Origin of the sequence: Flavobacterium araucananum, assembly GCF_002222055.1 — a bacterium.
Lineage (GTDB): Bacteria > Bacteroidota > Bacteroidia > Flavobacteriales > Flavobacteriaceae > Flavobacterium > Flavobacterium araucananum.
Genome location: NZ_MUGS01000014.1, coordinates 87,471 through 102,091, shown reverse-complemented (window position 1 = coordinate 102,091; position 14,621 = coordinate 87,471). Strand labels below are relative to the sequence as shown.

The following is a 14,621-nucleotide window of genomic DNA, read 5'->3' as shown; positions in this document are numbered from 1 at the left end:
TTTTGTCCCTTTTGTTTTCTAATAATCATTAATCCTAAAACCGAATAATCATGCCAGATTTAAATACATTTAAACTCGAAGGAACAAGATTAGTTCCCATAAACAGATTTAACCTTGAACCTGCAAAACCCAGTAGTTCGTTTACAGTTGCAACAGTCAAAAAAGAACCTGAATTTAAAGTTATAGAACATCCCATCATTCATTCAATCGAAATAAAACCTATCCTAATTGGTTTTCCAATATTCGAAAGTTATTATCCTTTAATTGAAGGCAGTAACGCTATTACGGAGAACGATAACTTTAAGGATTATTTTAAAAATGAAATCACGTTGTATTTTCCTCAAATAGACATAGAACCCAATAATGGAACCTTGTTTTATTATGAAAATGTACTCGATAAATCAGGAAATAAAAGTGGACTAATGGGAAAAGTGACGCTTAAATACAGCATCAAAAATAAGGAACTAAAAACGAATGAAAAAAGCATTGCCTTAAATTTAAGAGAAGCCATTTTAAACCTAAAAGTAAATCATGATACCATAAAAATTAACGGAATTATAAATACTGTAACACAAGAAATTCAGTTTGATCTGATTGATGAAGCGGTAAAAATTGCGTTTATCAATTTGGTTTCAAACATAAATGATCTGAAAAGCAATGTTGATTTATTTTTTGACTTTAAAGGATATTCAAAACTAAAACGAAATTTTTTGTTTGCAAGAGATTTTTCGGTTATAAAAAGTCAAACTATTACTAAAAAAGACCTGGTTTCGACAAAATCGGTACTTCAGCCCAGAGCAACGCTTATCAATAATCCTTTAATGGTTAGGTCTGCAAGCATAAACAATGTTGCGCCCGCCAAAGTTATATCTCAAATACAACGGGATAATAATATAATTGCAGGTGATCAGGAAGAATTTGTAAAAAGTACTTTTTTATTAAAAATCAACAAAACCTTAAGTTATCCGCTTTCAAATACCGTGGCTACAAGTTTATACAAATCGATTGATGGTGGATTTATAAATAATCCGTTCAATCTAAACGAAGATTTCTCGCAGTTTAAACAAATATTTGTTTCTGGATTTAATTTTAGCAAACTGTCGATTTACAAATCTATGGTTCAGCCCAATACCTTTTTACTGATTTCGAAAATTTACAATCTGTCGAAAGATTTAAATACAATGAAACCCTGTATTTCGACCATTTTTCATGCATCTGAAGAAGGAACAAGTACATCTGAAGAGATTTCTAAAATCAGTTTTCAGTTTGCCATTGGCCCTGATCTTTCGGATTTTGATCTTGCCAAATTAAAAATCGCACTTCTCAACAATAATTTTATCGATGGCGATACAACCGACTATTTTGATAAAGTTCAATTTTTGTTTCCTAATGATATTGCTGCCGAATTTGAGGTAAGCGGGAATTATTTTTTGCAAAAATCAGATATTACAACAGATGGGAAACATTTTCTTTTCAATTTATCGACAGAGAATTTATCTGAAGCAAGCATACTGATTAATGCCTTAAACAATACTATAACACAATATGCCAACATTAATTTCAAACATAAAGAAATAAAAGACACGAGTGTGGTTGAGCTGAATATCGAAAATACAATTGGCGAAATTCTGGAAGCTTTGATTGATAATGCTGCCAGGAAAATACAAATCAACAATCAGTCTATTTCAAATTGCAAACTCAATTCGGTCTTGTTGGTATACAATCAAAATGCAACGTATCTAAACGGTACTTTTTTTAAAAATTATCCGGAATTAAGTAGCAATGATACTAAAACTTTAGATATCCCGGCTCTTAATCCATCTGTATTAGACAATTTGAAAAATGTCTATTTTGATTTTGAGAATATAGAAAATATTAGCTCAGAGTTTAATCAGGTTGTCTCTCAATCTACCAATTATAACCGATATATCCAGGTTGAGATAAAAAGTCAGGCTGCTACAACAAGCAGGATCACGATCGAACTTACGGTTCAGGAAACAGGGAGCAAATTTACTTTTGAACGGTTGAAACCTGAATTTTCGACTCCAATTCTCTTTAATTTTATTGTTAAAAATACTTTGAATAACAATACTTTAATTTCTTATAAAGTCAATTATTATGACAAAAATGATAATCTGACGAGTTCAAGAAATGATGTCTTTAACTTTTTGGCATCAGCAAAAATAATCATAAACAAAAAGTCATGAAAACGATCCGATTAGGTACAACAGCAAGTGAAGTTTATTATTTGAATGAGCTTCTCGAAAAACTAAAATACGAGGTGATTGTTTCTGATTATTTTGGTATTGAAACGGATAATGCGGTAAAGGAATTTCAGCTAAAAAACAATTTAGTTGTAGATGGTATCGTAGGTTTAAAAACGTGGTCGACTCTTGTCGAGAAAACTCAGGGAGGATTTTCGTCGAATGGTAAGTTACTTTCTGAGCAAAATCTTATTGATTTTTCAAACGAGCATGATCTCGAACTCGCCGTTGTCAAAGCGGTGAACGAAGTCGAAAGCGGAGGGAAGGGTTTTCTGGTAGACGGACGTCCAAAAATATTATTCGAAGGACATGTTTTCTGGAGAGAACTCGAAAAAAGAGCTATAAATCCAAGAGATTACAGCAATGCTGAGACTGAAAATATATTGTTTCAAAAATATACCAAAAACTATTATGTAGGTGGCACTGCCGAATATGTACGTTTAGAAAAAGCGATAAACGTTGCTCCTGACAAAAAGTTTAGCGATGCGGCAAAATGTGCTGCATCGTGGGGTTTGTATCAAATTATGGGGTTTAATTCGCTTGCTATAGGATATGAAAGTATAGACGGGTTTGTAGAAAAAATGTATCTCAACGAAGGCGAACATCTAAAAGCTTTTGGCTTGTTTTTGGTTAAGAACAATTTAATAGGGCTCTTAAAAAACAAAAACTGGGCAGATTTTGCTTTGAGATATAATGGAGCAGGATATAAAACCAATAAATACGATGAAAAATTGATGAAAGCCTATGCGAAGTATGAGGTTTAAACAAAAACAAAACCCGACAACTTCATAAAAGCTGTCGGGTTTGAAAATTTATGATGCAATAGATTTTATCTTAAAGTTGCTCCAAGTTCTGTCTCAAAAGTTTGTTGCAATTTCGACATGATTTTATCAATCTGAACATCTGTAAGCGTTTTTGTATGGTCCTGAATTGTGAAACTCAACGCATACGACTTTTTGCCTTCCGGAAGTTTTTCGCCTTCGTAAACATCAAATAAGTTAACATCTTTCAAAAGTGATTTTTCGGTTTGTTTGGCCAGATTAAAAATACTTTCATACGTGGTGCTCTTATCAATCAACAAAGCGAGATCTCTGCGAACTTCAGGATATTTTGGTATTTCAGAATATTTGATTTTTCCGGTGATAATTTTTAGAATCAGATCCCAGTTAAAATCGGCAAAATAAACATCTTGTTTGATCCCAAAATGTTTAAGGATCGATTTTTTTACCACACCCATTTCTACCAGAGTATCATTGTTGTAGCAAATTGCAGTTCCTTCTGAGAAAATATCTGTTTGTACCGGAGCATTCGAAATTTTATCAATTCCTAAACGGGCCAAAATCCCTTTTACATATCCTTTCAATAAAAAGAAGTCAGTAGATTTTTGAGGATTTGTCCAGCTTTCTTTGTTTCTGTTTCCTGATATCAACAAAGTCAAATGTTTGTGCTCTTCGTATCCGTTCAGGTATTTATGATATGATTTTCCGAATTCAAACAGTTTTAAATCGGCATTTTTTCTATTGATATTATACGATATCGCTTCCAGACCTGAGAACAATAAAGACTGACGCATTGTTGCCAAATCGCTACTCAACGGGTTTAGCATCGTAACATTGTGTTCTTCTTTTAAAACAGTCGATAGTTTGGCATAAGCCGCTGTTGTCAAAGAGTTTGCCATCATTTCATGAAATCCCTGAGAATTCAGTTGAGATGCAATTACGTTTTGTACCTTATAATCTTCGGTCCTTGGTGAGTTAGAAACGGTTGCATTGAATTTTTTAGAGAAATTGATGTTATTATAACCATAAACTCTCAAAATTTCTTCGATTACATCGATTTCACGTTGCACATCTACACGATAAGCAGGAATCGTAAGTCCTAAACCGGAATCAGATACACTGTTGACTTTTATGTCTAAAGAAACCAGGATTTTTTTGATGGTATCTTTTGGGATTTCCTGTCCGATAATTTTCGAAACATGGCTGAAATTCAATAAAACCGAAAAATCTTCTACTTTTTTAGGATATACTTCTACAACATCAGAAGTTATTTTTCCTCCTGCAACTTCCAGGATTAAAAGTGCTGCACGTTTCAGAGCATATTCTGTAATCGTTGGGTCGATACCTCTTTCAAATCTAAAAGAAGCATCTGTATTCAGCTGATGTCTTTTGGCTGTTTTACGAATACTTACCGCATCAAAATAGGCACTTTCGAGGAATATAGTTGTAGTACCATCTGAAACACCTGATTTTTTTCCACCAAAAACTCCCGCAATACAAAGCGGACCTTTTTCGTCGCAAATCATTAAGTCTTCTTTGTGCAAGGTTCTTTCGACATCGTCAAGGGTAACAAACTTAGTACCTTCAGGAAGTGTTTTTACGATTACTTTTCCGTTAATTTTTGCAGCATCAAATGCATGTAGCGGTTGTCCTAATTCATGCAGTACATAATTAGTAACATCGACAATATTATTTTTTGGTGTTATCCCAATAGCCTTCAAACGATCTTGTAACCATGCCGGAGATTCCTGAACAGAAATTCCAGAAATGGTAACTCCGCAATATCTTGGTGCCAAAAGAGGTTCCTCGACATTAACATCAATTTTGAGTGTGCGCATGTCTACTCTGAAATTACTCACAGATGGCGTGATCAACTCTACGTTTACACCACGTTGCAACATTCCGGCTCTTAAATCACGGGCAGTTCCGTAATGGCTCATCGCATCAGCACGATTTGGCGTTAATCCAATTTCGAATACCTCGTCGTTAGCCACCTGAAAAACGTCTGCCGCCGGAGTTCCCGGAACTAATGCAGCGTCCAGAATCATGATTCCGTCATGGCTTGTACCTAAACCCAATTCATCTTCGGCACAAATCATTCCGTGGCTTTCCTGTCCACGAATTTTTCCTTTTTTAATCGTAAATTCAACGCCGTCTTTATCATATAAAACCGTTCCTATAGTGGCTACAGGAACTTTTTGTCCTGCTGCAACATTCGCTGCACCACAAACAATTTGTATAGGAGTTTCTAAACCAATATTTACAGTTGTAACTTTTAATCTATCTGCATCAGGATGTTTCTCGCAAGTAAGTACATGCCCGACAACAACTCCTTCTAAACCGCCTTTAACTGATTGGTATTTTTCGACTACTTCTACTTCCAGACCTAAATCTGTTAGTAATTCTGAAGTTTGCTCAGAGGTCCAGTCTGTTTTAATAAATTGTTTTAACCAGTTGTAAGATATTTTCATGTTAACTTTTTTATTCTTAAATAAGGATACAAATATAAGGATTGCGTATTGTAGTAAGAAACAATTTATTTGGTTTTTTCGTGCTGTTTTTAATTTATACAAAAGCCATTGATAATGAGTATTTTATAATTTTAAAGCTACTATTTTGATAATTAAATATTAAAAGTTAGTTATAAAAACGAATATGTAATTTTTGTGCTATTACATGAATGAAAAGTGCTATTCTGTCTCAAAATATGAAAGTAAATTTGAAATGAATCAAAAAAAAATATTATGAGCACTACCACACAAAGACCTGAATTTAAGGCAAAATACGATAATTACATCAACGGAAAGTTTACAGCACCGGTAAAAGGAGAATATTTTGATGTTCTTTCTCCAATTGATGGAAAAGTATTTACAAAAGCAGCACATTCAGGCAAAGAAGATCTTGAGTTGGCTGTAGATGCTGCTTATGAAGCATTTAAAACCTGGGGGAAAACATCAGTTACAGAACGAAGCATTTTACTCAATAAGATTGCACAAAAAATAGAAGACAACCTTGAATATATTGCTACAGTAGAAACAATCGATAACGGAAAACCAATTCGGGAAACCCTTGCGGCAGATATTCCGTTAGCGATAGATCACTTTAGATATTTTGCAAGCGTAATTCGTGCCGAAGAGAGTTCAATTTCAGAACTGGATTCTCAAACTGTTTCTATCGCTTTAAGCGAACCTTTGGGTGTTGTTGCACAGATAATTCCGTGGAATTTTCCAATTTTAATGGCAGTCTGGAAGATTGCCCCGGCATTGGCAGCAGGGAATACCATTGTTCTAAAACCGGCAGAAAGTACGCCAATATCGATATTAGTTTTAATGGAGTTGGTGGGCGATATTCTTCCTCCGGGAGTTTTAAATATTGTAAACGGTTTTGGTGCAGAGCTAGGTCGTCCTTTAGTAACCAACAAAAAAGTGGCTAAGGCAGCTTTTACAGGTTCTACCACAACAGGCCGTTTGGTCATGCAATATGCTACAGAAAATATTATCCCGGTTACACTAGAATTAGGTGGTAAATCGCCTAATATTTTCTTTCCGTCAGTAGCAGATCACGACGATGATTTCTTTGATAAAGCCATAGAAGGAGCGGTTTTATTTGCCTTAAATCAAGGTGAAATTTGTACTTGTCCGTCGAGATTATTAATTCACGAAGATATTTATGATAAGTTTATTGCCAAAGTTATCGAAAGAACCGAGGCTATTATAGCCGGAAATCCGTTAGACAAATCGACTATGATTGGTGCGCAAACCTCTCTGGTTCAAAAAGAAAAAATCTTATCGTATATAAAATTAGGAAAAGAAGAAGGAGCGGAGTTGTTGACTGGTGGCGACGTAAATCATTTAGGAGGAGACCTTGAAGGGGGATATTATATCAAGCCAACCTTGTTTAAGGGGCATAACAAGATGAGAATTTTTCAGGAAGAAATTTTTGGGCCTGTTCTCGCAGTTACCACTTTTAAAACCACCGAAGAAGCAATCGAAATTGCCAACGATACAATGTATGGTTTAGGTGCAGGAGTCTGGACACGCGATGCACATGAAATTTATCAGGTGCCAAGAGCCATTCAGTCTGGGCGTGTCTGGATCAATCAGTACCATTCTTATCCTGCCGGAGCTCCTTTTGGAGGATACAAACAATCCGGAATTGGTCGCGAAAACCACAAAATGATGTTAGGGCAATATCGCCAGACAAAAAATATGCTGATTTCTTACGATAAAAAGAAATTAGGTTTCTTTTAATTTGTTATTCTGTTGGTTCGAAAAGGTAAGTTTTTTGACTTACCTTTTTTTGTACATTTAATTTAAAGAAAAAAGATCATGATAAAAAGACTTGACGCCACTGATAAAGCCATTGATTTAATAAAAATCCTTAAAGAAAAACACGGTGATTTGATGTTTTATCAAGCCGGTGGTTATTGTGAAGGAACACAACCACAATGTTTTGAAAAAGGAGGATATTATCAACGAATGGGAGATGTTTGTATTGGTACCATTGAAGATACAGAGTTTTGGGTCGATAAAGATTTATTCGAATATTGGAAACATGCTCATTTTACCTTAACTGTAATTGATGCTTTTGGAGTTGGGGGTTTTTCGCTGGAAACACCTTTAAAGAAAACATTTCAGATCGAATACAGAATTTTTACCAATGAAGAGGAGAAAGGATTTAGAACCGGTTATTTTTATTGAATAGAAGAGGGGAAAAGTTCAGAGGTTCAGAGGTTCAAAGGTGCAAAGGGACAAAGGTTTTTTTTGCAACGTTTTTTTTCGCAACGTTTATCGTAGAGGCGCACAGCAGTGCGTCTTTTTTTTGCGTAAAGATTATATTCACAATCTTGTCATTTCGACAGAGGAGAAATCACACAAGAAATTCCGTGTCTAAAAGAGTCAATCTTTGTCGATATGCATTTATTATTTCGCCATAGCCCGTTGTTTTAACCATGGGATTATTATTGTGGTTTTTTTGATGATGACAAGCATTGCGTTCCCATGGTTGAAACCACGGGTTATGTTTGAAGATGGGATTTGTATGTGTTATTTTGAGATAAAGGTTTTATGGTAGAGGCGCACAGCAGTGCGTCTACGTTCCAATTAGACGGACTGTATGTTAGACGCACTGCTGTGCGCCTCTACGATAAACGTTGGGAAATAAACGTTGCGAAAAAAACTTAGAACCTTAGTTTCTCAGAGCCTCAGAACCTCAATTAACATAAAGCAACTGATATTGTTTTGGTGTAATGCCTTCGTGTTTTTTAAACAATCTTATAAAGTAATTTGCATCTTCGAAACCGGACAGATAGCAAACTTCATTAATTTGTATGCCCGGATTTCGAAGTAATTTTTTAGCCTGTTTTATTTTTTCACTTAAGATATACTCAATCGGACTCATGCCTAGTTCGCGCTTAAAGAATCTATAGAAAGAAGCTGTACTCATGCAGGCTTTTTCGCTCAGGTTTTTCAGGTTTATATTTTCTTTTAGATTGAGTTTAATAAATTCGGTTACTTCAAAGATTGGAGTATTGGCTTGAACAGTAGTTCCTTCATCTATAGATTTTATAGTTTGAGTTTGTATAATCCTGATTAATAGTTCCTGCAAAGTCAGATCGGCTAGGGCATCTTTGGTAATCGATGTACCCATACATTCCTTAATAAGTTTGTTGATGGTTGTGGCAAGATCGACATTGTTATAGAAAAAATAATTCTCATAATTTAATTGCCAGTACACATCAGTTCCTTCTTTAGGGTATCGTTCGTTTAGAAAATTTAAAGTATCTGTTATCTTTGTTTTATCGATTGCCAGGGCCAGGCATTGGGTAGGATTTTCTCTGGAAGCCTCGGGAAAATCGATTTTCATTTCTACATTCGACGGAATCACAACGGTTTCTCCGGGCAGGTAATCAAATCCGGGTTCATCAAAAAGATGCATGATCTTTTTGCCCCTCAACATGCTGGTTACTACAAAATCATTAAATTTTAGTGGTACTAATTTCGATGATTCGTAAGTTTCAAAGATGTTTAACTCACAATGATTCAGGCTATAAGCAGTCCTGTTTTCGACAAGTGTTTTTAATGATTTTTCATTCGACAAATGGGGAGGACTGATTAAAGCACGTTGGTTGTTCATTGCGATTAAATTTTTTAGTGGCGACTTTAAATTTAATCAAAATAGTGATAGAATCCTCAGATTTAACGTTTTATTAAATCAGCTCTTCAATGTGTTTCTTAATATTTTCTGCGATTTTCTTTGTAGGCAAATCATTTTCATCATCTCCAAACGGATCTTCGATTTCTTCGGCAATAAGTTCTAAACTCGCCAATACATAAAATATAAAAACAACTACAGGCGCTACTAAATATCCCAAACTTACCGAGTATCCAAACGGTAATGTCATGGTATAAAAGAAAATGAATTTTTTTATAAAAGCACTGTAAGAGTAGGGAATAGGGGTGTTTTTTATTCGCTCACAAGCACCGCAGATATCTGTAAAAGATTGTAGCTCTTCGTTTAAAATAATGAGTTGATCTCCGGTTATTTTTTTTGAATCATACAAATCATTGATTTTATGAAACATCATTCTTTTTACCTGATTGGGCTTGTGTTTGTGATGGTCAATTTCTAAATCTACATCTTCAAAAAGCTGTTTGCTGGTTTCGGAATCATGAAGATGCCTGTGCAGGATTAGCGCATAAGTGGGAATGAATTTCCTGAAGAATTTTCGATCACTTTCATCTTTAAGCATTGCCGAAAGTTTAATAGCCAGATTACGGCTATTATTGACCAGACCTCCCCATAATTTTCGACCTTCCCACCAACGATCATAAGCAGTGTTTGTTCGAAAAACAAGCAATAATGAAATTACAAAACCCAACATTCCATGCATAATAGGAATGTTATGGATGTAGTCGTTTTTGCCTATTTTAAAATATTCAACTTCAAGGTAACCAACAGTTGCAGAGTAGATTCCGATAGCAATCATTACCGGAAATAATTTTCTTACGGTATCTGATTTATGAAAATGGAAAATAAAAGTAAACCAGTCTTTGGTATTATATGAAATCATTTGTATTCGTTTTGAAACAAATTTACTTTAAAAATTAATATTTCCGGCTAATTCTTTCAAGGCAATTTCAGATAATTTAGCGACATATTGTGCGTTGCTGTAACGTACTTTTGCGTTAACATAATTGAGCTGGGCAGTTCTAAAATCAAGTGTAGTGATAGTGCCTATTCTAAATTTATCTAACGTAATATCCAAATTTTGCTTGGCAATTGCTTCATTATCTTCTTCTAAACCTATTAATTCTAAGTTGGTTAAATACGTCTGAAAAGCAGTGCTTAATTGCGTATTCAAAACCATGTTTTGCTGCTCGATTGCAATTTGAGAATTTTCGATTTCCAGTTTAGCTACTTTTTCATTTCGATGCTGATTAAAACCATCAAATATATTTAGCGTTGCATTAAAGCCATAATTTAAACCTCTTGACGAAGCAGAACTTGTAAATCCTAAACTGGACTGACTGTCTGTAAAATTGTATCCTGAGGTTAAATTTACAACAGGATAACGGTCTGCTTTTACTTGCTTAAGCTGTAACTCGGCAATTCGTTTATTGATGATTTGCGATTCTAAAGCCGGATTTTGTTTTTGAGCCAATTCCATTAAATCAACCAAAACCAGTTTGTTATCAACCGTAACGACATTTGTAACTGTAAAATTTATTCTGGCATCACGGGCTAAATATTGATTCAGTAAAATTTTTGCATTTGCATAAGATTCCTTTTGTCTTAACAAAGCAACCTGATCAGAATTTAAATCGACCTGAGCATTTAAAACTTCTAATTTTGACGCTTTACCAATGCTAAAACGGTTTTGAGCTAAGGTTAATCTTTGTTTCGAAATTACGATTGTAGTATCTAATGCAGACAGTTGTTGTTGTTGTTGTACCAGATCATAATAGGCTGAATTTACCTGACCAATTTTGACCAAAACAATTCTTTTTAATTCAGTATCACCTAATTTTTGAAGTTCTTTTAGCTGATCTAGTTTGGCAAACATTTTCATGCCGTCAAATACAGTCCACCCTAAACTTACGCCGTAATTTAAGCTGTTATTTTTGGCATTTTTTAAAGAAGTCGAAGTTCCGTCCTGACGTGTTTGCGATGAGTTTTGAACACTGTTGTTGTCTGTTATCGAAGCAGTGGCAGTGGGCAGCATTCCTGCGTTTCCTACCGTTACATTTGTTTCGCTGATTTTCGAATTATTCTTGGCTATTTTAATTTCAAAATTGTTTTCTAAAGCTATTTTCATAGCATCTTCAATCGTTAAAACTTCTTGCGCATTTACTTTTGTAATGCATAAAAAGAAAAACAGCAAACTTCTAAATAAAATTTTAATATTCATATTGGTTTCTTTTACCCTGAATTCACAAATTGATTTGGTAAACCCATGAATTCAAGGCTAATAAATTATTTATTTACTTTCTTTTTCATATTCTTCAATATGGTCGAATTCCGGATAATGTTTTCGGGCTTTAGACCACATCAAATAAATAGCAGGAATTACAAAAAGCGTCAACGCTAATGAAAAAATAGTTCCTCCCACGATTACAACTCCCATTCCGATCCTACTGGTAGACGCAGCTCCAAGGGACATTGCAATTGGCAAAGCTCCTAATGCAATTGCCAAACTGGTCATTAAAATTGGGCGTAAACGTGCTTCTGATGCTTCGAGGATTGCTTCTAGTTTTGGTTTTCCCTGTTCTCGTAACTGATTGGCGAATTCTACAATCAAAATACCATTTTTGGTTACCAACCCAATAAGCATTACAGTACCAATCTGGCTAAAAATATTCCAGGTCTGGTTGAACAACCATAATGAGAATAAAGCTCCGGCAACTGCCATTGGTACGGTCAAAATAATAATCAAAGGATCGATAAAACTCTCAAATTGAGCAGCAAGAATCAGGAAGATTAACAATAAAGCCAGTCCAAAAGCAAAAGATGTATTCGAGCTACTTTCGACAAAATCTCTCGATTCTCCGCTTAAATCCGTTGTAAAACTTTCGTCCAGAACTTTGGCTTTAATTTTATCCATCGCTTCAATACCATCGCTGATGCTTTTGCCCGGCGCTAAACCTGCAGAAACAGTTGCAGACATATAGCGGTTGTTGTGATACAATTGTGGCGGATTACTTTGTTCCTCTACATTTACGACGTTGTCCATCTGGATTAGCTCTCCTTTTTTGTTTTTTACAAACATCGAAGTCAAATCCAAAGGTTTCGAACGGTCTTTTTGATCAAACTGACCAATAACCTGATATTGTTTTCCGTTTTTAATAAAATAACCAAAACGTTGTCCGCTTAGCGAAAGTTGCAAAGTCTGTGCAATATCAATAATCGAAATTCCTAAACTTTCGGCTTTTTCACGATCAATACTTACGTTGATTTCGGGTTTATTAAATTTCAGGTTGACATCGGTAATCGAGAAAACATCACTTTTACCTACTTCATCCATAAATAAAGGTATTTTTTCTCTTAATTTTTCAAAGTTTGGTGCCTGAATAATATATTGAATTGGCAGACCTCCACGTCTGTTTACGGCAATTGTAGGTTGCTGGATAACAGATGTTTTTGCATCAGGATATCTTTTGGTCATTTTGGTCAATTGATCTGCTATATCTTTTTGAGATCTTTTTCGTTCTTCGGGTTCTTTTAGCGAAAGCCTGATAAAACCGGTATTGGTTGCAGATGCTCCAAAACCCGGGGCAGTAATGATCAAACTTACTTTTTTTTCCGGAATAGAATCATCGACCAATTTTGCGATTTCCTGCATAAAACGATCCGTATATTCGTATGAAGAACCCTCTGGAGTTGTCATACGCATGGTTACAGAACTACGATCATCATACGGTGCAGTTTCTTTGGGAAGTATGGTAAAAAACAAATAGATTAATCCAAAACAAGCAATCAAAATAGGGAATGAGATCCATTTTTTCTCCATAAAACGAGCCAATGATTCTGCATATCCACTATTTAATTTTTCGAAAAAAGGTTCCGTTTTAATGTAGAATTTAGATTTTTTTTGCTCGCCGCCTTTCATCAAATAGGCATTTAGCATTGGCGTTAAAGTCAGTGATACAAAAGCCGAAATTAATACAGCAGCACCAATCACGACTCCAAATTCCCGAAAGAGTCGGCCTACGAACCCTTCTAAGAAAATGACAGGTAAAAATACGGCAGCCAATGTAACCGAAATCGAAATTACAGCATAGAAAATTTCATTAGAACCTTTGATAGCGGCTTCAATTGGCGACATACCTTCTTCGACTTTCTTAAAGATATTTTCGGTTACCACAATTCCGTCATCGACCACCAGTCCTGTTGCCAAAACAATCGCCAATAATGTCAATACGTTGATAGAAAAGCCAAAAAGCCACATGATAAAAAACGTAGCAATCAACGAAACCGGAATATCTATTAAGGGTCTGAACGCAATTGCCCAGTCTCTAAAGAACAAGTAAATAATGATGATTACCAAAATAATCGAAATACCTAAAGTTTCAGCAACCTCAAGTACTGATTTCTTTACGAAAATGGTATTATCAAGCGCAATATTTAGTTTGATATCTTTAGGAAGATCTTTCTTTAAAGCCTCGTATTTTTTATAAAATTCTGATGAAATATCCAGGTAGTTAGCACCGGGCATAGGAACAATTGCCAGACCAATCATTGGCAAGCCGGATTGGCTTAGTTTGGTTTCGATATTTTCAGGACCTAATTCAGCACCTCCAATATCGCTTAAACGCACAATTTTATCACCATCAGTACGAATGATGATATTATTGAATTCTTCGGGCTTAGAGAGATTTCCAACCGTTTTTACTGTTAATTCGGTATTATTTCCCGTTAGTTTTCCTGATGGCAATTCGACATTTTGTGCGTTTAGGGCCGTACGAACTTCGGCAACTGTACAGCCATAAGCCGTTAATTTTACAGGATCAATCCATAAACGCATGGCATAACGCTTTTGTCCCCAAATTTGAACACCACTTACGCCGGGAATAGTTTCTAATCGTTGCGAAATAACATTCTCGGCATAATCACTCAATTCCAATGCACTTCGGGTATCACTCTGAACTGTCATCGAAATGATGGCATCACTATCAGCATCTGCTTTTGAGACCACTGGCGGAGCATCAATATCCTGCGGTAAACTCCTGATGGCTTGCGAAACTTTGTCACGAACATCGTTTGCAGCTTCTTCGAGATTTTTATCCAGATTAAATTCGATCGTTATGTTACTACTTCCCTGATTACTCGAAGAGGTTATATTTCGAATTCCGTCAATAGCATTTACAGCTTTTTCAAGAGGTTCTGTAATTTGCGACTCAATAATATCAGAATTGGCTCCTGTATAGTTGGTTCTGATAGAAACCTGCGCCGGATCAATAGAAGGAAATTCACGAACACCTAAAAATGTATAACCAATGAAACCGAATAAAATGATTAAAAGATTCAGTACAATGGTCAAAACAGGTCTTCTTATACTTGTTGTTGATAAACTCATTAT

The 14,621-nt window shown here is 35.3% G+C and carries 8 protein-coding genes and 1 pseudogene; 4 read left to right on the top strand and 5 right to left on the bottom strand.

All coding sequences use genetic code 11. The features are described from left to right. Positions 1–50 precede the first annotated feature (50 nt). A complete protein-coding gene (locus tag B0A64_RS09035; RefSeq protein ID WP_089479183.1) occupies positions 51–2,207 on the top strand; it encodes a hypothetical protein in 2,157 nt (718 codons plus the stop codon). After that, a complete protein-coding gene (locus B0A64_RS09030) occupies positions 2,204–3,028 on the top strand; it encodes an N-acetylmuramidase domain-containing protein (protein ID WP_089479182.1) in 825 nt (274 codons plus the stop codon). Before B0A64_RS09035 ends, B0A64_RS09030 begins: the two co-directional genes overlap by 4 nt. A gap of 65 nt (positions 3,029–3,093) precedes the next feature. On the opposite strand, the gene pheT is transcribed toward B0A64_RS09030, so the two are convergent. Next, entirely contained in the window at positions 3,094–5,514 is a 2,421-nt protein-coding gene (pheT, locus tag B0A64_RS09025) for a phenylalanine--tRNA ligase subunit beta (protein ID WP_089479181.1), read from the bottom strand. Between the two features lie 273 nt (positions 5,515–5,787). On the opposite strand from pheT, the gene B0A64_RS09020 reads away from it, so the two are divergent. Together B0A64_RS09020 and B0A64_RS09015 are read left to right on the top strand one after the other, a co-directional pair. Continuing rightward, positions 5,788–7,293 carry an aldehyde dehydrogenase family protein gene (locus B0A64_RS09020; RefSeq protein ID WP_089479180.1) on the top strand — a complete coding sequence of 502 codons (1,506 nt, stop codon included), beginning with the start codon at positions 5,788–5,790 and terminating at the stop codon, positions 7,291–7,293. Between the two features lie 78 nt (positions 7,294–7,371). Continuing rightward, positions 7,372–7,747 (top strand): annotated as a pseudogene (locus tag B0A64_RS09015) (DUF779 domain-containing protein). A 507-nt stretch (positions 7,748–8,254) separates the two neighbouring features. Here B0A64_RS09015 and B0A64_RS09010 read toward each other — a convergent pair. The 4 genes from B0A64_RS09010 to B0A64_RS08995 form a co-directional block, all read right to left on the bottom strand. Next, positions 8,255–9,178: an AraC family transcriptional regulator gene (locus B0A64_RS09010; RefSeq protein ID WP_089479178.1), complete on the bottom strand. Its 924-nt coding sequence runs from the start codon at positions 9,176–9,178 to the stop codon at positions 8,255–8,257. 73 nt (positions 9,179–9,251) lie between these two features. Continuing rightward, on the bottom strand, positions 9,252–10,115 hold the full coding sequence (locus B0A64_RS09005; protein ID WP_089479177.1) for a bestrophin family protein: 864 nt from the start codon (positions 10,113–10,115) through the stop codon (positions 9,252–9,254). A 27-nt stretch (positions 10,116–10,142) separates the two neighbouring features. Beyond that, entirely contained in the window at positions 10,143–11,453 is a 1,311-nt protein-coding gene (locus B0A64_RS09000) for a TolC family protein (protein WP_089479176.1), read from the bottom strand. Positions 11,454–11,522: 69 nt separating this feature from the next. Then, positions 11,523–14,618, bottom strand: a complete 3,096-nt coding sequence (locus B0A64_RS08995) for an efflux RND transporter permease subunit (RefSeq protein ID WP_089479175.1) — start codon at positions 14,616–14,618, stop codon at positions 11,523–11,525. Positions 14,619–14,621 lie beyond the last annotated feature (3 nt).

What these genes read in the sequence shown, in the direction of transcription:
- B0A64_RS09035 (WP_089479183.1), top strand. Translation starts at nt 51, where the DNA reads ATGCCAGATTTAAATACATTTAAACTCGAAGGAACAAGATTAGTTCCC.
- B0A64_RS09030 (WP_089479182.1), top strand. Translation starts at nt 2,204, where the DNA reads ATGAAAACGATCCGATTAGGTACAACAGCAAGTGAAGTTTATTATTTG.
- pheT (WP_089479181.1), bottom strand. Translation starts at nt 5,514, where the DNA reads ATGAAAATATCTTACAACTGGTTAAAACAATTTATTAAAACAGACTGG.
- B0A64_RS09020 (WP_089479180.1), top strand. Translation starts at nt 5,788, where the DNA reads ATGAGCACTACCACACAAAGACCTGAATTTAAGGCAAAATACGATAAT.
- B0A64_RS09010 (WP_089479178.1), bottom strand. Translation starts at nt 9,178, where the DNA reads ATGAACAACCAACGTGCTTTAATCAGTCCTCCCCATTTGTCGAATGAA.
- B0A64_RS09005 (WP_089479177.1), bottom strand. Translation starts at nt 10,115, where the DNA reads ATGATTTCATATAATACCAAAGACTGGTTTACTTTTATTTTCCATTTT.
- B0A64_RS09000 (WP_089479176.1), bottom strand. Translation starts at nt 11,453, where the DNA reads ATGAATATTAAAATTTTATTTAGAAGTTTGCTGTTTTTCTTTTTATGC.
- B0A64_RS08995 (WP_089479175.1), bottom strand. Translation starts at nt 14,618, where the DNA reads ATGAGTTTATCAACAACAAGTATAAGAAGACCTGTTTTGACCATTGTA.